General features: G+C 57.0%; 16 protein-coding genes. 6 read left to right on the forward strand and 10 right to left on the reverse strand.

The features are described 5' to 3' along the window. Nucleotides 1-34: 34 nt before the first annotated feature. The 3 genes from NIZ92_RS16530 to NIZ92_RS16540 form a co-directional block, all read right to left on the reverse strand. Complete coding sequence (locus NIZ92_RS16530; RefSeq protein WP_254002283.1) at nucleotides 35-1,129, reverse strand: amino acid ABC transporter permease; 1,095 nt, start codon at nucleotides 1,127-1,129, stop codon at nucleotides 35-37. Continuing rightward, on the reverse strand, nucleotides 1,130-2,317 hold the full coding sequence (locus NIZ92_RS16535) for an amino acid ABC transporter permease (RefSeq protein ID WP_022983606.1): 1,188 nt from the start codon (nucleotides 2,315-2,317) through the stop codon (nucleotides 1,130-1,132). A 98-nt stretch (nucleotides 2,318-2,415) separates the two neighbouring features. After that, the gene (locus NIZ92_RS16540) at nucleotides 2,416-3,432 is read right to left on the reverse strand and encodes an amino acid ABC transporter substrate-binding protein (protein WP_035270417.1); all 1,017 of its coding nucleotides are present in this window, start codon (nucleotides 3,430-3,432) and stop codon (nucleotides 2,416-2,418) included. A 220-nt stretch (nucleotides 3,433-3,652) separates the two neighbouring features. On the opposite strand from NIZ92_RS16540, the gene NIZ92_RS16545 reads away from it, so the two are divergent. Genes NIZ92_RS16545 through mutY form a run of 3 tightly spaced genes read left to right on the forward strand, consistent with a single transcriptional unit; the run spans nucleotide 3,653 to nucleotide 6,320 of the window. Then, nucleotides 3,653-4,324, forward strand: a complete 672-nt coding sequence (locus NIZ92_RS16545; protein WP_009460544.1) for a cell division ATP-binding protein FtsE — start codon at nucleotides 3,653-3,655, stop codon at nucleotides 4,322-4,324. After that, nucleotides 4,321-5,229: an ABC transporter permease gene (locus tag NIZ92_RS16550; protein ID WP_254002284.1), complete on the forward strand. Its 909-nt coding sequence runs from the start codon at nucleotides 4,321-4,323 to the stop codon at nucleotides 5,227-5,229. The genes NIZ92_RS16545 and NIZ92_RS16550 overlap by 4 nt, the downstream gene beginning before the upstream one ends. Further along, entirely contained in the window at nucleotides 5,229-6,320 is a 1,092-nt protein-coding gene (gene mutY, locus NIZ92_RS16555; RefSeq protein WP_254002285.1) for an A/G-specific adenine glycosylase, read from the forward strand. The genes NIZ92_RS16550 and mutY overlap by 1 nt, the downstream gene beginning before the upstream one ends. 38 nt (nucleotides 6,321-6,358) lie before the next feature. On the opposite strand, the gene rodA is transcribed toward mutY, so the two are convergent. The 5 genes from rodA to NIZ92_RS16580 all read right to left on the reverse strand — a co-directional run bounded on the left by rodA (nucleotide 6,359) and on the right by NIZ92_RS16580 (nucleotide 11,923). After that, the gene (rodA, locus tag NIZ92_RS16560; protein ID WP_035270410.1) at nucleotides 6,359-7,501 is read right to left on the reverse strand and encodes a rod shape-determining protein RodA; all 1,143 of its coding nucleotides are present in this window, start codon (nucleotides 7,499-7,501) and stop codon (nucleotides 6,359-6,361) included. Further along, nucleotides 7,498-9,357: a penicillin-binding protein 2 gene (gene mrdA / locus NIZ92_RS16565; RefSeq protein WP_035270408.1), complete on the reverse strand. Its 1,860-nt coding sequence runs from the start codon at nucleotides 9,355-9,357 to the stop codon at nucleotides 7,498-7,500. The genes rodA and mrdA overlap by 4 nt, the downstream gene beginning before the upstream one ends. Nucleotides 9,358-9,371: 14 nt before the next feature. After that, entirely contained in the window at nucleotides 9,372-9,953 is a 582-nt protein-coding gene (gene mreD / locus NIZ92_RS16570) for a rod shape-determining protein MreD (protein WP_080748006.1), read from the reverse strand. Then, entirely contained in the window at nucleotides 9,937-10,818 is an 882-nt protein-coding gene (gene mreC, locus NIZ92_RS16575; RefSeq protein ID WP_009460381.1) for a rod shape-determining protein MreC, read from the reverse strand. The genes mreD and mreC overlap by 17 nt, the downstream gene beginning before the upstream one ends. Nucleotides 10,819-10,879: 61 nt before the next feature. Beyond that, nucleotides 10,880-11,923 carry a rod shape-determining protein gene (locus NIZ92_RS16580; protein ID WP_003801946.1) on the reverse strand — a complete coding sequence of 348 codons (1,044 nt, stop codon included), beginning with the start codon at nucleotides 11,921-11,923 and terminating at the stop codon, nucleotides 10,880-10,882. A gap of 270 nt (nucleotides 11,924-12,193) precedes the next feature. Here NIZ92_RS16580 and gatC point away from each other — a divergent pair, with 270 nt between their 5' ends. Genes gatC through gatB form a run of 3 tightly spaced genes read left to right on the forward strand, consistent with a single transcriptional unit; the run spans nucleotide 12,194 to nucleotide 15,489 of the window. After that, entirely contained in the window at nucleotides 12,194-12,502 is a 309-nt protein-coding gene (gatC, locus tag NIZ92_RS16585) for an Asp-tRNA(Asn)/Glu-tRNA(Gln) amidotransferase subunit GatC (protein WP_003801948.1), read from the forward strand. A 9-nt stretch (nucleotides 12,503-12,511) separates the two neighbouring features. Beyond that, nucleotides 12,512-14,032: an Asp-tRNA(Asn)/Glu-tRNA(Gln) amidotransferase subunit GatA gene (gene gatA, locus NIZ92_RS16590; RefSeq protein WP_035270405.1), complete on the forward strand. Its 1,521-nt coding sequence runs from the start codon at nucleotides 12,512-12,514 to the stop codon at nucleotides 14,030-14,032. Beyond that, the gene (gene gatB / locus NIZ92_RS16595) at nucleotides 14,032-15,489 is read left to right on the forward strand and encodes an Asp-tRNA(Asn)/Glu-tRNA(Gln) amidotransferase subunit GatB (protein WP_022983608.1); all 1,458 of its coding nucleotides are present in this window, start codon (nucleotides 14,032-14,034) and stop codon (nucleotides 15,487-15,489) included. Before gatA ends, gatB begins: the two co-directional genes overlap by 1 nt. Nucleotides 15,490-15,580: 91 nt before the next feature. Here the strand turns inward: gatB and pyrE are convergent, their stop codons facing one another. After that, complete coding sequence (gene pyrE, locus NIZ92_RS16600; RefSeq protein ID WP_254002286.1) at nucleotides 15,581-16,255, reverse strand: orotate phosphoribosyltransferase; 675 nt, start codon at nucleotides 16,253-16,255, stop codon at nucleotides 15,581-15,583. 53 nt (nucleotides 16,256-16,308) lie between these two features. Next, entirely contained in the window at nucleotides 16,309-17,199 is an 891-nt protein-coding gene (locus NIZ92_RS16605; RefSeq protein ID WP_137430653.1) for a LysR family transcriptional regulator, read from the reverse strand. Nucleotides 17,200-17,313: the final 114 nt, after the last annotated feature.

A 17,313-nucleotide genomic window follows, 5' to 3' on the forward strand; every position in this document is an offset into this window, starting at 1 on the left:
GCAATAGGTCTTAACCAAGGCTTTGCTACCTGTGTCAGCGTTCATAACCCGTTTGCAAACGTCGCTCCAGCGAACGACTGTAGCGAGAGATGGAGTAGCAGAACACAAAATAAATCAGTGCGATGAACAGATAGGCTTCCCGGCTAAAGCCGCGCCAGGCCGCATCGGCCAGGGCCACTTTGGCCGCCTGGGTCAAATCGAAAATACCGATAATCACGACCAGGGAGGTGTCCTTGAACAGGGAAATGAAAATGCCTACCAGTGGCGGGATCACGATCTTGAGCGCCTGCGGCAAGATGATCTGACGCATGGTGCGCCAGTAGCTCAAGCCCAGCGAAGCCGCGCCTTCATACTGTCCCTTGGGAATGGCCTGCAAGCCGCCCCGCACGGTTTCCGCGATGTACGCCGCCGCAAACAAAATGATGGCGATCTGAGCACGCAGCAGCTTGTCGATGTTAAAGCCCTCGGGCATGAACAAAGGCAGCATTACCGAGGACATGAACAGCAAGCTGATCAGCGGCACGCCACGAATCAGTTCGATGTAAACCACGCACACTGCCTTGACGGCCGGCAAGCGCGAGGTACGTCCCAAGGCCAGCAACAAGCCCAAAGGAAAGGCGAACGCGATGCCGAAGGTAGCCAGAATCAAGGTCAGCGGCAAACCGCCCCACAGGCTGTTTTCCACATAGCTCAGGCCCAGCACACCGCCCCACATCAAAATACCCACAACGGTCAGGCCAACCAGCCACATCACAGGCAGCCAGGGTTTCCAGAACCAACGCACGCAGCTGCACACGATCAGCAAGGTCAGCAGGATGGAGGCCAACAAGGGTCGCCATTGCTCGTCATAGGGATAGATGCCAAACAGGATCAGACGGTGCTTTTCACGAATGAAAGCCCAGCACGCACCCGCACTGGCCCGACAATCCTGCGCGGTTTGCGCATCGAAATTGGCCTTGATGAACAGCCAATCGATCATGGCTGGCACAGTCATCAAAAGCAGCCAGGCCGACAACACCGTCAAAATGGCGTTCAAGGGAGAGGAAAACAGGTTCTGGCGCAGCCAACCCAGGGTGCCCCGCTGCAGTGGCGGTGGCCCGCTTAGGGTGGATGTAGGCGTATGACTCATTTAGCGCTCCACCAAAGCAATTCGGTTGTTGTACCAGTTCATGAAGATCGAAATCGACAAGCTGACCGTCAGGTAAGCCGCCATGATGATCAAAATGCCTTCAATCGCCTGCCCTGTCTGGTTCAAGGTGGTGTTCACCACAGACACAATATCGGGGTAGCCAATGGCCACGGCCAAGGAACTGTTTTTAGTCAGGTTCAGGTACTGGCTGGTCATGGGAGGCACAATCACGCGCAGAGCCTGGGGCAGAACCACCAGACGCATCATGCGGCCACGGGACAGACCCAGTGCCTGCGCCGCTTCCCATTGTCCTTTGCCCACGGCCTGAATACCGGAACGCACCACTTCCGCCACAAAGGCCGAGGTATAGGTAATCAAACCGGCCAGCAAGGCGGCAAACTCAGGCGATAAGGTCACGCCCCCGACAAAGTTGAAACCTTGCAGACGGGGCACATCCAGCGCCAAGGGTTCGGGGCTGATCAGCAAGGCCAGAACCGGCATCAGAACCAGCAGCAAAATGCCAAAGCGAATGGTGGGGAAAGGACGGCCCGTTTTTTCCAGACGACGACGCGCCCAGTGCGCCATCAAGACCCACAGCACCACCGCCAGGCCCAGACCCATGAAGATCCAGTCCATGCCATCGCCCTGCAGGGTGGGCAGCTTCAAACCACGATTCGATAAAAATACGCCGCCCAGCGGATTCAAAGCCTGCCGCGGTCCGGGCAAGGTCTCGGTAATCAGGGCGTACCAGAAGAACAGTTGCAGCAGCAAAGGCACGTTACGCATCACTTCCACGTACAAGCCCGCCAGCCGGGAGACCAGCCAGTTCTTGGACAAGCGTGCAATGCCCAGCAAGGTGCCAAACACGGTGGCAGCAATAATGCCGATCACCGCCACTTTCAGCGTATTGACCAGACCGACCAGAATGGCCCGCCCATACGTATCCGAGGGCTTATAAGCCAGCGCCGACTCGCCAATGGCAAAGCCAGCCTCTCGATTCAGGAAATCAAAGCCTGTAGAAATATTGCGAACAGCCAGGTTGTGCAAGGTATTGGAGACCAGATACCACACACAAAAGCCAAGCACACCCAAAATCAGCACCTGGTAAATAATGCCGCGTGTGAACGGATCATTCCAGGACAGGCGCCGTTTAGGGGGGGCTGGCGCGGCAGGTGTATTTTGTGCCATAGCGTAAAACCCATGGATGCAGCACTACGCGTAGCCCTGCGAGGTGGCGCGCGTCTGGCCGAAGCCAGACGCAAGAACAAACAGCGAAGACCGAAATCTTAACGCACTGGCCAGCCGTACATCACACCACCGTCACGCCATTGCGCATTCAAACCGCGCTCCAGCTTCAAGGCGGTCGATTTACCCAGATTGCGCTCGAAGCTTTCGCCGTAGTTGCCGACCTGTTTAATTATGTTGTAGGCCCACTTGTTATCCAGCTTCAGACCTTTGCCCAGCTCGCCGGACACGCCCAGAATGCGCTGAATGTTCGGGTTATCGCTCTTGGTCTTTTCATCCACGTTCGCGCTGGTAATGCCATATTCTTCGGCCTCCAGCATGGCGTTCAGAGTCCAGCGCACCAGGGTGAACCAGTCCTCGTCGCCCTGACGCACGAATGGGCCCAGCGGCTCTTTGGAAAAATCCTCGGGCAGGATGTCGAACTCATCCGGCGTAGCCTGGGCGGCACGCATGGCTGCCAACTGGGATTTATCGCTGGTAAAGCCGTCGCAACGACCGGAGGTAAAGGAGCGCATGGCTTCTTCAGGGTTGTTGATCACCACAGGGTTGAACTTGATACCCTGACCACGGAACCAGTCCGCCAGGTTCAGCTCGGTCGTGGTGCCGGGCTGTACGCACACAGCGGCCCCATCCAGCTCTTTAGCGCTTTTCACGCCCAGGGATTTTTTCACCATCACGCCCTGGCTGTCATAGTAGTTAATGCCAGTGCTGACCAAACCCAAGGTCGTATCGCGAGAGATCGTCGCGGTGGTATTACGGGTCAGCACATCGACTTCACCCGATTGCAGGGCGGTAAAGCGCTGCTGAGTGGTCAAAGGCGTAACCTTGTATTTTTTGGCATCCCCAAAAACAGCAGCGGCGATCGCACTGCACATGTCCACGTCAATGCCGGACCAGACACCCTTACTGTCTGCCAGCGAGAATCCTGCAATACCGGTTGAGACACCGCACTGAACAAAGCCTTTCTTCTTCACCGAGTCCAGGGTTTCACCTGCCTGTGCATTAGCGGCCAGGGCCATCAACGCAACACTACATGCAATGGTTTTCACTAAGGTCATGGAATATCACCTCCTGTTTACTTTTGGTAAATGGATGCAGATTACAATTGCAGCTAAGCTGTGGTGTCCAATCGTAGAGCCAGACTGTCCAAACACAAATCGGGGGTTTCCCTCTAACAATCTGACTAATACTTTTACCTACGCCGACATTTTCATGCGAGCCCCGGCGGTCATTCCCCAGGGGCTTTCCAAGCAGATTCCTCTTTAATTGTGCGTCGCGATGATCGAGTTCCAACACGTTTTTAAATCGTATGGCCGCAGTAAAAATATTCTAGCCGACATTAATTTTCGCATTGATGACGGCGAATTCATTTTTGTTTCCGGCCCCTCTGGAGCAGGTAAATCCACTTTATTGCGTCTGATCGGAGGCCTGGAGCTGCCTAGCCGTGGCTCGGTCCAGGTCAATGGGCACAGACTGGACAAACTGCCAGCCCGCGCACGGCCGTATTTGCGACGCGCCGTAGGCGTGGTTTTACAAGATACGCACTTGCTGCAAGATCGCAGCGCCCTGGCCAATGTACTCCTGCCCCTGGCCGTCATGGGTCTGGAGCCCAGCACGGCGCAGGCACGTGCCCGCGCCGCCATGGAAAAAGTGGGCCTGCGTGGCAAAGAAGATTTAAAGCCGGTGGAAATGTCGGGAGGTGAACAACAACGGCTGGCGATTGCCCGCGCTATTGTGAATCGCCCGGCTATTTTGATTGCCGACGAACCCACTGCCAATTTGGACGCCGATAACGCCAAACGCATCATGGATGTATTGATGGACTTTAACCGGGTGGGTGTCACCACCTTGATTGCTTCGCACGATCTGAATTTGATGGCACGCTATGCACGTCGAACCCTGCTGATTCAGGATGGCCGTTTTTCCGATCACCCAGGAGTGCTGGCATGAGAACCTGGCTGCGTCATCATCAATACGCCTTTCTGGTGGCCCTGCGCCGCCTGAAAGTGCAACCCTTCTCCTCCCTGTCCAACCTGCTGGTCATTGCCTTGACCCTGGCTGTACCCGTTCTGGGAGCCAGTATCTTGCTGGCCGCTCAACCTGTCGTGCGCGAGATTCCGACCTCGCCCGAAATGACCGTGTTCATGAAGCAGAACAGCACGCTGGAACAGGCGCAAGCCTTCAGTCAGGCCGTGGGCAAAGAGTTTCAAACTGAACTGGCCCAGATCAGGCTGGTCAGCAAGGAGCAGGCGCTCAAACAACTGCAAAGCAACCCCAGCTGGACAGATGCCTTGGGCGCCTTGCCCAGCAACCCCTTGCCACACGCCATTGTGCTGACCCTGCATGAAACACCGGATCTGGTAACACGTGCTGACACCCTGGCCAAGACCTTGCAAGACCGCGAAGGCGTGGATAGTGTGTTACTGGATAGCGAATGGGTGCAGCGTCTGGCTGCAATTCTGAGCTTCATCCGTATTGGCTTATGGATTCTGATGGCAGGCGTGGGCGTAGTCGTGATTGCCACTGTGTTCAATACCGTCCGTCTGCAAGCCCTGAACCAACGTGAAGAAATTGCCGTGGCCCGTCTGGTCGGCGCCACCGAAGCCTTTGTACGCCGCCCCTTCCTGTATATGGGCGCGCTAACTGGCCTGACGGCCAGCGCTCTGGCATGCGGTCTGGCCTTGCTGGCACTGACCCCGCTGAACAAAGCTTTATCCAGTCTGGCCCAAAGCTATGGCGTCCAGTTGACGCTCCGGCTGCCGGAATTTTCTCTGTTGCTGACAGCGGCTATTTTGGTCGCCATTTTGGGCGCCCTGGCAGCACGCTGGTCTGTTACCCGTAGTACCCAATATTGATGTCACTTCCTGAACCCTGTCCCCAAGATCTGGCCGAAAAAGTGGTGGCCTGGCAAAAAACCTCCGGCCGCCACCACCTCCCTTGGCAGAACACGCAAGATCCTTACCGCGTCTGGCTTTCCGAAATCATGTTGCAGCAAACCCAGGTCGCTACCGTACTGGGTTATTACGAGCGTTTTCTGGAACGCTTCCCCACCGTCAAGGATTTGGCCGAGGCCGAGCAAGATGAAGTCATGCCCTATTGGGCCGGGTTGGGCTACTACGCCCGCGCCCGTAACTTGCACCGCTGTGCCCGCGAGGTCATGGAGACATGGGGCGGCCGTTTTCCGGCTAATGCCGCGGATCTGGCGACCTTACCCGGCATTGGCCGCTCTACCGCCTGTGCCATCGCCGCCTTCTGTTTTGGCGAACGCAGCCCCATCATGGACGGCAACGTGAAACGCGTGTTCACACGCTACTTCGGGATCTATGGGCCCACGCAGAAAAAGGCCGTGGAAAACACCTTGTGGGCCAAGGCAGATGAGGTCGTGGAACTTGCCCCCGCCAGCCTGGATATGGCGGCCTACACCCAAGGGCTGATGGACCTGGGCTCGCAATGCTGTACCCGCAGCAAGCCCACCTGTAGTCTCTGTCCGCTGCAAAGCGACTGCTACGCCCACACGCATCAGGCACAGTCCGAGCTGCCCAGCCCCAAAGAACGCATTCGTCAGGATGAGCGCTATGCGCATGTGCTGATTCTGGAACTGAATGGCCAGGTTTTACTGGAGCAACGTCCTGACAAGGGAATTTGGGGTGGTCTGCTCACCCTGCCCCAGTTTGACGATGCCATCAGCCTGCAAACGGCGGCACTGCATTGGTCTAACAAGGAGGCTATTGCGCTGGCCTCTTTCCAGCATGTGTTCTCGCACTTCAAGCTGCACATCACCCCTTGGTTACTGCAAGTCGATGAATCTGTACTGGCCGAGCCAGTGGCAGGCCAGCAATGGCAGGATCATGAAGCACTGGAGCAGACCGCTTTACCTGCGCCCATACGCAAGCTGCTGCTGGGTTTGTACCAGAGCAAGGATAGTGAACAGTTACTGCTAAGCTGATGCCAAGATCCCCGGCCTAATCCGGGGGGGAGCGGCGCCTATGCAGGCCGCGCTGGCTTATCGTTGCTGATGCTCATCAGCATCCCGCAGGCGACACCCAAGGTCATCAAGGCCGTACCGCCATAGCTCAGGAACGGCAAAGGCACGCCCACCACGGGCAGAATTCCCGTCACCATGCCTATGTTCACGAACACATAAACGAACAGCATCATGGACATGGAACCGGCCAGCAGACGGCTGAATTGGGTGTGAGCCACAGCAGCAATCGACAAGCCGCGCAGGATCAACAAGGCGTACAGCACCAGCAGCATGATGCCGCCGTACAAACCGAATTCTTCGGCAAACACTGCAAAAATAAAGTCGGTTGTGCGCTCGGGCACGAAATCCAGATGGGACTGGGTGCCCATCATGTAGCCCTTGCCGTAAACACCACCAGAACCGATCGCAATCATGGACTGGATGGTATGGAACCCTCTGCCCAAACGGTCACTACCGGGGTTCAGCAAGGTGCAGACACGGTGCTTTTGATAGTCGTGCAACACCACCCAATCCAGGTCAGGTACGCAGATATAGTCTTCGTAGTACAGCAAGGCGCTAATGCCCAGCACCAGCACCACCACAATGGGCACGATCAGCTTGAAGGACAGGCCTGCAAAGTAAATCACGCAGAAACCGGCCGCAAACACCAGCAAAGCCGTACCCAAATCCGGCTGACGCACGATCAGCAGGAACGGAATCATCAGCAAGATGCCTGCCACCATGAAGTCCAGCAGGCTCATCTTGGGCCGCTGATAGCGGTGGAAATACCAGGCCAACATCAAGGGCACGGAAATTTTGAGCATTTCCGAGGGCTGAATACGTGCCACCCCCAGGTCCAGCCAGCGCGTTGCGCCCTTGCTGGTTTCGCCAAAGAACTCCACCCCCAAAAGCAACACGACCCCGATCGAATACACCACCGGAGCCAGCTTCATCCACAAGGCAGGCGGAATCAGGGCGGCCAGCCACATCACACCAAAGGCCAACAGGAAATTACGCACCTGATCGGCAAAGCGCCAGTCTGTACCGCCCACAGCGGAATGCATGACGGTCATGCCCAGCGCAGCCATCAGCACCAGCAAAAGCAGCAAAGGCCAATCAAAGGCGGTGACGGCTCTCAGGCCCAGTTGCAAAAGTCGCTTCATTGCATCTGCCCTCGTTCCACCAACCAGTAATCAAAGACCTTGCGCACAATCGGTGCCGCAACCGAACCACCCCAACCTGCGTTTTCCACGATCAGGGCAACAGCAATTTTGGGGTTCTCTGCCGGGGCGTAAGACATGAACAAGGCGTGGTCGCGCAAACGCTCATCAATGGCGTTGGCGTTGTACTTGGCACCGCGCAAGCTAAAGACCTGTGCCGTACCCGTTTTGCCAGCGGCCTGATACGCCGCACCCGCAAAAGCCCGGCGGGCGGTGCCCAAACGCACCACATCCACCAGAGCACGTTTGACCACATCCACATTGGCCTGCTTCAGGGGGATCAGCTTGGCATCAATACGCACGGGCTGTTCAATTTCCGGATCATGGGGGCTGAGTGTCTGGGTGACCAGATGCGGAGGCCGCACAATGCCATTGCTGGCCAACACGGCAGTCGCATGGGCCAGTTGCAGCACAGTAAACGAGTTATATCCCTGGCCCACGGCCACCGAGATGCTTTCCCCGGCATACCAGCGCTGTTGGGCCGGTTTTTTGTAGGCCTGACGTTTCCATTCAGTAGAAGGCAGAATGCCTTGGCGCTCGCCATCCAGGTCAATACCCGTCTGCTGGCCAAAGCCAAACTGCTTCATGAAATCATGCAGATTATCAACGCCAATTTCTGGGCCCAATGAGTAGAAATAGGTATCGGAGGACACCACCAAGGCGCGGTGCATGTCGGTAGAGCCATACACAGCGCCACCTGCGTTACGGAAACGCTGACCACCAAACTCAAAGTAGCCAGGGTCAGAAATACGGTCCGTCGCCTTGCGCTTGCCGGTTTCCAAAGCAGCCAAGGCCACAAAGGGCTTGTAAGTCGAGCCGATAGGATAGGTGCCGTACAGTGGGCGGTTAATCAGCGGGTGGTCGGGCGAGTCATTCAGCTTGCGCCAGTTCTCTACGTCAATACCGTCAATAAACAGGTTCGGGTCAAAAGACGGGGCCGACACGAAAGCCAGCACTTCGCCAGTGCTGGGCTCGATCGCCACCAGCGCACCGCGTCGTCCTGCAAACAGGGCTTCAGCCATTTTCTGCAAGCCAATATCCAGCGACAAGCGCAAGCTGGCACCCGGTACGGGGTCGACCCGACTCAAGGTACGTACTGGACGGCCCGAAGCAGCCACTTCCACTTCCTCGATCCCTGTGCGACCGTGCAGGGTCTTTTCCCAGGTTTTCTCGATCCCTTTTTTGCCAATGACCTGCGTGCCACGGTAGTTACCAGTTTGCCCGGTTTCTTCCAGGCGCTGCTGATCGCCCTCGGAAATACGGCCCACATAACCCAGCACGTGCGCCGCCGCCTCGCCTTGCGGATACTCGCGCACCCAGCGAGCCTGCAAGGTCACACCCGGGAACTTGAAAGCATGGGCAGCAAACCAGGCGGCTTCATCATCGCTCAGGTTATTGCGCAACAGAATTTCAGAATATCGACTGTTTTGCGCGACGTTCTGCTTGAATCGACGACGATCACGTGGACTTAGCTCCACCAGCTCGCCGACACGATCCAGCATATCGTCTACCGGCTCGCCCAGACTGGCGGGTACGGCCGACAAGGTATAGTCCCGATAATTACGGGCCAGCACCTCGCCATTGCGGTCCAGAATCTCGCCTCGACGAGGGGTAATCGGGATAACAGCAATACGGTTTTGATCGGCTCGGGCGGCAAAGCCTTCGTAGCGCACCACTTGCAAATACCACAAGCGCACGCCCAGCACCCCTAACAGTACGCAGGCCAGAACGGCCGCTACCAAAGCGCGAAACAGGATGCGCTGGCGCAACTGATGCGAAGTTTTTTTGAATTCAAACATGGCCGCCCTACCCGTCAGGACGAACCGGAGTCGGACTCGTCCAGACGTCGCTGCGGCAAGAACAGCACGCTATCGGCCAGCGGCCACAGGGCGGCGGTCAACAAGGCGCCTCCGGCCCACTCCCAGCCAGACCACTCCCCTACCAGCCAAGCGTGCAGAACCCGCACAATCAACTGGGCCAGCAGCATGACAACTGCCATGTGCAAGAAGTGAGTCCACATGCCAAAGTTCAGGATACGCTTGCGTAGCAGCAATGCGCCGTACACGACCAGAATATAGGCCAGGGCATGTTCGCCCAGCAGACTGCCATCGTGCACATCCACCAGAATGCCCACAATAAATGCCAGTGACATGGGAACACGGCGCGGCTCGTGTACAGCCCAGAAGGCCAGCACCAGCATCAACAGATCGGGCGCAAAGGGCAGCAGGCGCCAGGGCAGCATGGAAACCAGCCACATCAGCAGAATCGAGCCCCACACCAACCAGGGACTGGAAGCGCGCGAAAACGGGCTGCTATCAATAGGCTGCAAACTACTCAAGGATGAGGACCGGGTTTTACGGCCAGAGGTGTCCGAGGACTCAGCGCGTCGCATCATTGGCATCGTCCTGTTCAAGAGGGCGCTCGCTCTCGGGCACCAGCAAAATCAGAAAATGGCGGTAACGCTCGGGGTGCGACAAAGGCGTCACCAAGGCCAGCGCAAAACCGGACGCATCATCGCGCTCGATACTGCTGACCATGCCCACCGGCAGACCGGCAGGGAACAAGCCACCGATACCGCTGGTGATCAAGGTATCGTTCGGCTCCAGATCCACATCAGCCGTCAGAAAACGCACTTCCACTTTGCCACCGGGGTTGCCACCGAAGGCAATCAAACGCAGACCATTGCGCAACACCTGTACCGGCACCGAGACTTTATCGTCCGTGATCAGCGCAGCTTCCGAGGTAAAGCGCGTGACGCGCACCACCTGGCCAACCACGCCGCCTTCGTCAATAACCGGCATGCCGGGTCGAATGCCGCTGGCCGAGCCTTTATTGAAGATCAGGTGACGGGCGTACCCATTAGGCGGTTCGTACAGAACCTCTACCGCGACAGACGGTTGGGTAACCGTATCGGCCACTTGCAGCAAACGGCGCAGCTGCTCGTTCTCAGCAGACAGCTGGGCGGCATGGGTAGACAACTGAGCCAGCTCGATACGCTGGCGTTGCAAGGCTTCTTTTTCGGAACGGGCGGTGGAGGCCGCGTCGGTCCAGCTGCTGAAATAAGTAACCAGATCACGAGGGGCCAGCATGACACGCTGAAAGGGATACAGCACAGTGGCCACGGCCTGCCGCACGGGTTCGAGCACAGCATAACGAGCGTCAGTAATCAACAAGCCCACAGCCAGCACCAAAAGAGCGGCCAGACGCAGCTCAGCTGATGAGCCGCGCCTAAATAGCCGGATGGAGCCTTGTTCTCGCATTACTCAAGCACTCGATCGCTTGCCCCCACAGGCAGACACTGCCGTGAAGGCCAAGCAAAGATCAATCGTAAATGAATACGGACTCCAGACGCTCCAGATGTTCCAGAGCCTCACCGCAACCCCGTACCACGCAGGTCAGAGGATCTTCAGCCACCACGACGGGCAAGCCGGTCTCTTCTTGCAGCAGACGGTCCAGGTCATGAACCAGAGCACCACCACCTGTCAGGACGATGCCCTTGTCAGTGATGTCCGCACCCAGTTCTGGAGGAGTTTGTTCCAGAGCGGTTTTAACCGCGGAAACGATTTGATTCAAGGGATCGGTAAGCGATTCCAGAATCTCGTTGGACGACACCGTGAAACTGCGTGGCACCCCTTCGGACAAATTACGACCCTTGACTTCAATCTCGCGAATTTCAGTGCCAGGGAATGCGGAACCGATCTCTTTTTTGATCAATTCAGCCGTAGGTTCACCAATTAGCATTCCGTAATTGCGACGGATGTAATTAATAATGGCTTCGTCAAACTTGTCGCCACCGACGCGAACCGATCCTTTATAGACCATACCGCCTAAAGAGATCACGGCCACTTCGGTTGTACCACCACCGATATCCACCACCATGGAGCCGCTGGCATCGGACACGGCCAGGCCTGCACCGATCGCGGCCGCCATGGGCTCTTCAATCAGGTAGACCTTGCTGGCGCCAGCGCCCAGAGCAGATTCTTTGATGGCACGGCGTTCCACCTGGGTGGAGCCGCAAGGCACACACACGATAATGCGTGGGCTGGGAGCAAACATGCTGCGTGGGTGAACCATGCGGATGAACTGCTTGAGCATTTGCTCGGTAACCGTAAAGTCCGCGATCACACCATCCTTCATGGGCCGGATGGCTTCAATATTGCCAGGCACCCGACCCAGCATTTGCTTGGCCTCCTGCCCAACGGCCTGAATGATTTTTTTACCATTAGGTCCACCTTCATGGCGGATGGCTACAACGGACGGTTCATCCAGTACGATACCCTTGCCGCGTACATAGATAAGGGTATTGGCCGTACCGAGGTCGATTGCCATATCGCTGGAAAAGTAACTGCGTAGGAATCCGAACATGGGCGCGCAAAGTGTAAAGTGTTTGGGGAAAAGGCAGGTAAATTCGGCGCGGAACTCAAGCGTAAAACGACAGGCACAAGAACCAGGCAACGAATTCAAAAATACCTGGGAAGGAAACGGTCAATGATAACTTATAATTGCTCTACATTAGGACTGTTTTAATGGTCAGTTAAGTTCTGTAACCCCCGCATTTGCTGTAAAAGTGCCAAACTGTCCCTAACTGACGGATTTCCGCTTTTTTTTATTACTCATTTTCCAGTACCCACCCACATGTCTATCACTGAACAGGATGTTGCCCGTATAGCGCAACTGGCGCGCCTTGATCTTTCTGCTGAACAAGCCTCCCAGGTCGAGCACGATTTGACGCGCATCCTGGGCCTGATCCAGACCTTGCAAACCGTTGATACTCAAGGCGTTGAGCCCATGGCCCACCCTTTGTCCGCCCGCCAGCAGATCAGTCTGCGTCTGCGCGAGGACAAGGCCCTGCCTTCCGGAACGGTAGAAAGCCGCCAGGCCATGATGCGCAACGCCCCCGCCGAGCAGGATGGCCTGTTTCTGGTGCCCACGGTCATCGAATAAAGCAAAACCATGTCTTTTACCCCTGAATTCGCGACTATTGCAGCGCTGCGCCAAGCTCTGCAAAACAAAACCGTCAGTGCCCGCGAACTGGCCCAGCAAGCCCTGGACAACAGCGCCCGTCAAAAAGAGCTCAATGCCTTCGTGCAGCAGGACGCTGCCCTGACCCTGGCCCAGGCCGATGCTGCTGACGCCCTGATTGCTCAAGGCAAGGCCGGTCCACTGACCGGCATCCCTATCGCCCACAAAGATTTGTTTGTCACCAAGGATTGGCAGACCACCGCCTGCAGCAAAATGCTGGAAGGCTACGTCAGCCCCTTTGACGCCACGGTCGTGACCAAGCTGCAGGCAGCCGGTGCTGTCTCGCTGGGCAAGTTGAACTGTGACGAGTTCGCCATGGGCTCGCGCAACGAAAGCTCGGTGTTTGGCCCCGTGCGCAACCCTTGGGATCACTCCATGGTGCCCGGTGGCTCCTCGGGTGGTTCTGCCGCCGCTGTCGCTGCTGGCCTGGTAGCGGGTGCGACTGCAACCGATACCGGTGGTTCGATTCGCCAGCCTGCCGCCCTGTGTGGTGTCAGCGGCATCAAGCCCACCTACGGCACGATTTCCCGCTTCGGCATTATTGCCTACGGCTCCAGCCTGGATCAGGCCGGCCCTATCGCCCGCAATGCACGCGACTTGCTGGACCTGCTGGAGAACATGTGTGGTTTCGACCCGCAAGACGCCACCAGCCTGGAATTTTGCGACGACCAGCCCAATAACGGCGCGCGCATTCGTCAGCAATTTGAACAGCAACAGGCTCAACAAGAAGCCCAAGGCAGCCAGCCACTGAAAGGCCTGCGTATTGGTGTGCCCGCCCAGTTCTTTGGCCCCGGCCTGGACCCGGTCGTTGCCGACGCCATTGAAGCCGCCCTGAAAACCTACGAAAGCCTGGGTGCAGAGCGCGTCACCGTGCAACTGCCCCTGACAGAGCTGTCTGTCCCGACTTACTACGTCATCAGCCCCGCTGAGGCCTCCACTAACCTGTCGCGCTTTGACGGCGTACGCTTTGGCCACCGCGCCAGCCAGTACACCGATCTGAACAGCATGATTTCGCGCTCGCGCTCGGAAGGCTTTGGCCCTGAAGTGGTACGCCGCATCCTGGTCGGCACTTATGTGCTCTCGCATGGCTACTACGACGCCTACTATCTGCAAGCCCAACGCGTGCGCCGCATGATTGTGGACGACTTCCAGAAAGTCTTTGAACAGTGCGACCTGATCCTGGGCCCCGTCACACCGGCTCTGGGCCGCAAGCTGGGTGCCACCATCGAGGATCCCACCACCGATTGGCTGGGCGACGTCTACACACTGGGCGTGAGCCTGGCCGGCCTGCCCGCCATGTCCATTCCTTGCGGCTTTAGCAAGGATGAGCGCCCCCTGCCCATCGGCCTGCAAATCATTGGCAACTACTTCCGTGAAGGCCAGTTGCTGGCCTTTGCCGACCGCTTCCAACAAGTCACCGACTGGCATCAACGTCAACCAGGACAACAATAATGGAATGGGAAATTGTGATCGGGCTGGAAACTCATACCCAGCTCTCGACCGAATCCAAAATCTTCTCCAGCAGCAGCACTCGCTTTGGCGCCTTGCCCAACACGCAAGCCAACGAAGTCGATATGGCCTTGCCCGGCGCTCTGCCTGTCTTTAACCGTGGCGCTGCCGAACGGGCAATTCGCCTGGGTCTGGCCGTAGGCGGCCACATTGCGCCGCGCTCCGTATTCGAGCGCAAGAACTACTTCTATCCGGATCTGCCCAAGAACTACCAGATCAGCCAGATGGAAATTCCCGTCGTCAGCGGCGGTACGGTCAGCTTCATGCTGGACGGTGAAGAAAAAACCATCAATCTGACTCGCGCCCACTTGGAAGAAGATGCCGGTAAATCCCTGCACGAAAACTTCCGTGGTCCTTACGGCGAGTCCAGCACCGGGATCGACTTGAACCGCGCAGGCACTCCGCTGCTGGAAATCGTGTCCGAACCTGAAATGCGCTCGGCAGCTGAAGCCGTGGGCTATGCACGCGCCCTGCACAGCCTGGTAGTCTGGCTGGGCATTTGCGACGGCAATATGCAGGAAGGCTCTTTCCGTGTGGATGCCAACGTATCGGTACGCCCCAAAGGCCAGAAAGAATTTGGCACTCGCTGCGAACTGAAGAACATCAACTCCTTCCGCTTCCTGGAGCGTGCCATTCAATACGAAGCACGCCGCCAGATCGAGCTGATCGAAGACGGTGGCAAAGTCATCCAGGAAACGCGCCTGTACGACTCGGACCGTGACGAGACCCGCAGCATGCGCAGCAAGGAAGATGCACACGATTACCGCTACTTCCCCGATCCTGACCTGCCACCTCTGTTTATCAGTGAAGAGTGGATCGAACAGGTTCGTCAGGACATGCCTGAACTGCCCGCCCAGAAACTGGCTCGCTTCGAGCAAGAGTTTGAACTGAGCCGTTACGACGCCTCGCAACTGACGGTAGATCGTGCAACGGCTGACTTCTTCGAAGCCATCTTGCAGGCGGGCTCCAAGGCGAACGCGAAACTGGCCGCCAACTGGATTCTGGGCGAACTGTCGGCTGCCTTGAACCGTGAAGAGCTGAGCATTGAGCAGTCCAAAGTCAGCCCAGCACAATTGGCTCAGCTGATTGCCCGTATTGCGGACGGCACCATCTCCAACAAGATTGCCCGTGACGTGTTCGCGGCACAGTGGGATGGCGAGCTCAATGGCGATGTGGATGCCATTATCGACGCCCGTGGCCTGAAGCAGATCAATGACGTAGGTGCCATTGAGGCCATGGTGGACGAAGTACTGGCCGCCAACCCCAGCATCGTCGAGCAGCACCGTGCCGGCAAGCCAAAGGCCTTCAACGCCTTGGTCGGTCAGGTGATGAAGGTTGCCAAGGGCAAGGCCAATCCGCAGCAGATCAACGAAATGCTCAAGCAAAAGCTGGACGCCTAAGTCCGGACTCTGCGCTTAGCGGATACAAAAACACCAGGCCAAGGCCTGGTGTTTTTTTTACTGCTGAACTCTGCTTAACAAACGCAGATGATCAGACACCGTAGCGGTCGCGGTAGGCTTTCACTTGGGGAGCGTGAGCTGCCAAAGTGGTGTCATCCGCCAGCACCGCCATGATGTCAGCCAAAGAGGCAATGCTGATCACAGGAATACCGTAAGTCTGTTCCACTTCCTGCACTGCAGAATGCGCGGACAGTTCCTGATCGTTACCGGCGCGCTCCATGCGATCCAGAGCAATCAGCACCGCGGCAGGTTCTGCACCGGCGGCCTTGATGATCTGCATGGATTCACGCACGGACGTACCCGCTGTGATCACGTCATCAATAATCACGACCTTGCCTTGCAAAGGAGCGCCCACCAGGGTGCCACCTTCGCCGTGGTCTTTGGCTTCCTTGCGGTTGAAAGCAAAAGGCACATCACGCTCACCGATTTGTGGGTGCTCGGCCAAGGCAATCGAGGTTGCGGCAGCCAGAGGGATCCCCTTGTAGGCGGGACCAAACAGCATGTCAAAAGACACGCCCGAATCCAGCAAAGCCTGAGCATAGAAACGGGCCAGCTGACCCACACTACGTCCCGTATTGAACAGGCCGGCATTGAAGAAGTAAGGACTCAAACGGCCAGACTTGACCTTGAATTCCCCAAAGCGCAGCACTCCCTGTTCCAGGGAAAAGCGCACAAAATTGCGACGATTATAGTTATTAGCCGACATGACAGAGTATGAAAAAGATAGAGACGAAAGGCATTTTAGCGTGATGTGAGCCATCACTTGGCAGGTTCGGCCAGTTCTTCCAGCAAGAAGTCGATAAAACTGCGCACTTTAGGTGTCAAATAGCGACGGCTGGCATAAACGGCATGCAGCTGCTGCAGCTCTTCGGTGTAATCAGGCAACAGGCGAACCAGCCGACCATTCTCCAGATCATCCATCACCAGCCACTCCGGCAAATAGGCCAGCCCTGCTCCACCCAACGCACTGTAATAAGTCAGATTGGTGTTATCCGAACGCATGAAAGGATTCAGGCGCAAGGACTCCGGCCCGTCCGGCCCCAAAAATTCAAAACTGGGCTGCTGTAAATAACTGGGGCTGATAGCCGGCAGACGCATCACCTCCGCACAGTTACGCGGCATGCCGTGCTGGGCCACAAACTCCGGGCTGGCCACCAGATGAAAGGGCGTGGGGCAAATAAGACGTGCAATCTGATGCGGCGCAGGCTCGCGCATCACCCGCAAGGCCAGGTCAAAACCTTCCGCCACTAAATCCACTTTATGATTGCTCAGGCTCATATCCAGAGTCACTTCCGGAAAGCGCGTTTGGTAATCCTGCAACAGCTGCGCCACTTTGCGGTTGGCAAACCATACGGGGGCCGTCACTCTCAACACACCTTGGGGCTGATGCTCAGAACCCGACAATGCCTGCTGTCCGCGCTCCAGGGTATCGAGTGCCTGCAAGCAATAATCAAAGTAGGTTTGCCCCAACTCTGTCAGGCTCAAACGACGGCTGCTGCGATGGAGCAAGCGGGCGCCCAGCTGTTTTTCCAGATTGGCCAAGTGCTTGCTGACCATGGGCGCAGACATATCCAAGCGTTGCGCCGCCGCTGCAAAGCTGCCCGCTGCGACGATTTCCCGGAACACCCGCAAACTCTGAATCGTATCCATGCTTTCCTAATAAGAAAGTAACTAATGAAAATAGGCCTGTTTATTTCCTGATAGTAATTGATTAATCTTGAACGAGCGCTAACCCGGTGCCTGTCTGGGCCTTGAATGGGCGGG

Source organism: Alcaligenes sp. 1735tsa3 (assembly GCF_024134565.1).
GTDB lineage: Bacteria > Pseudomonadota > Gammaproteobacteria > Burkholderiales > Burkholderiaceae_B > Alcaligenes > Alcaligenes phenolicus.

Coding starts and splice junctions, on each gene's coding strand:
- mreD (WP_080748006.1), bottom strand. CDS start 9,953: ATGATGCGACGCGCTGAGTCCTCGGACACCTCTGGCCGTAAAACCCGG.
- NIZ92_RS16535 (WP_022983606.1), bottom strand. CDS start 2,317: ATGGCACAAAATACACCTGCCGCGCCAGCCCCCCCTAAACGGCGCCTG.
- NIZ92_RS16540 (WP_035270417.1), bottom strand. CDS start 3,432: ATGACCTTAGTGAAAACCATTGCATGTAGTGTTGCGTTGATGGCCCTG.
- mrdA (WP_035270408.1), bottom strand. CDS start 9,357: ATGTTTGAATTCAAAAAAACTTCGCATCAGTTGCGCCAGCGCATCCTG.
- NIZ92_RS16550 (WP_254002284.1), top strand. CDS start 4,321: ATGAGAACCTGGCTGCGTCATCATCAATACGCCTTTCTGGTGGCCCTG.
- gatC (WP_003801948.1), top strand. CDS start 12,194: ATGTCTATCACTGAACAGGATGTTGCCCGTATAGCGCAACTGGCGCGC.
- NIZ92_RS16580 (WP_003801946.1), bottom strand. CDS start 11,923: ATGTTCGGATTCCTACGCAGTTACTTTTCCAGCGATATGGCAATCGAC.
- rodA (WP_035270410.1), bottom strand. CDS start 7,501: ATGAAGCGACTTTTGCAACTGGGCCTGAGAGCCGTCACCGCCTTTGAT.
- gatB (WP_022983608.1), top strand. CDS start 14,032: ATGGAATGGGAAATTGTGATCGGGCTGGAAACTCATACCCAGCTCTCG.
- gatA (WP_035270405.1), top strand. CDS start 12,512: ATGTCTTTTACCCCTGAATTCGCGACTATTGCAGCGCTGCGCCAAGCT.
- mreC (WP_009460381.1), bottom strand. CDS start 10,818: ATGCGAGAACAAGGCTCCATCCGGCTATTTAGGCGCGGCTCATCAGCT.
- NIZ92_RS16545 (WP_009460544.1), top strand. CDS start 3,653: ATGATCGAGTTCCAACACGTTTTTAAATCGTATGGCCGCAGTAAAAAT.
- NIZ92_RS16530 (WP_254002283.1), bottom strand. CDS start 1,129: ATGAGTCATACGCCTACATCCACCCTAAGCGGGCCACCGCCACTGCAG.
- mutY (WP_254002285.1), top strand. CDS start 5,229: ATGTCACTTCCTGAACCCTGTCCCCAAGATCTGGCCGAAAAAGTGGTG.
- NIZ92_RS16605 (WP_137430653.1), bottom strand. CDS start 17,199: ATGGATACGATTCAGAGTTTGCGGGTGTTCCGGGAAATCGTCGCAGCG.
- pyrE (WP_254002286.1), bottom strand. CDS start 16,255: ATGTCGGCTAATAACTATAATCGTCGCAATTTTGTGCGCTTTTCCCTG.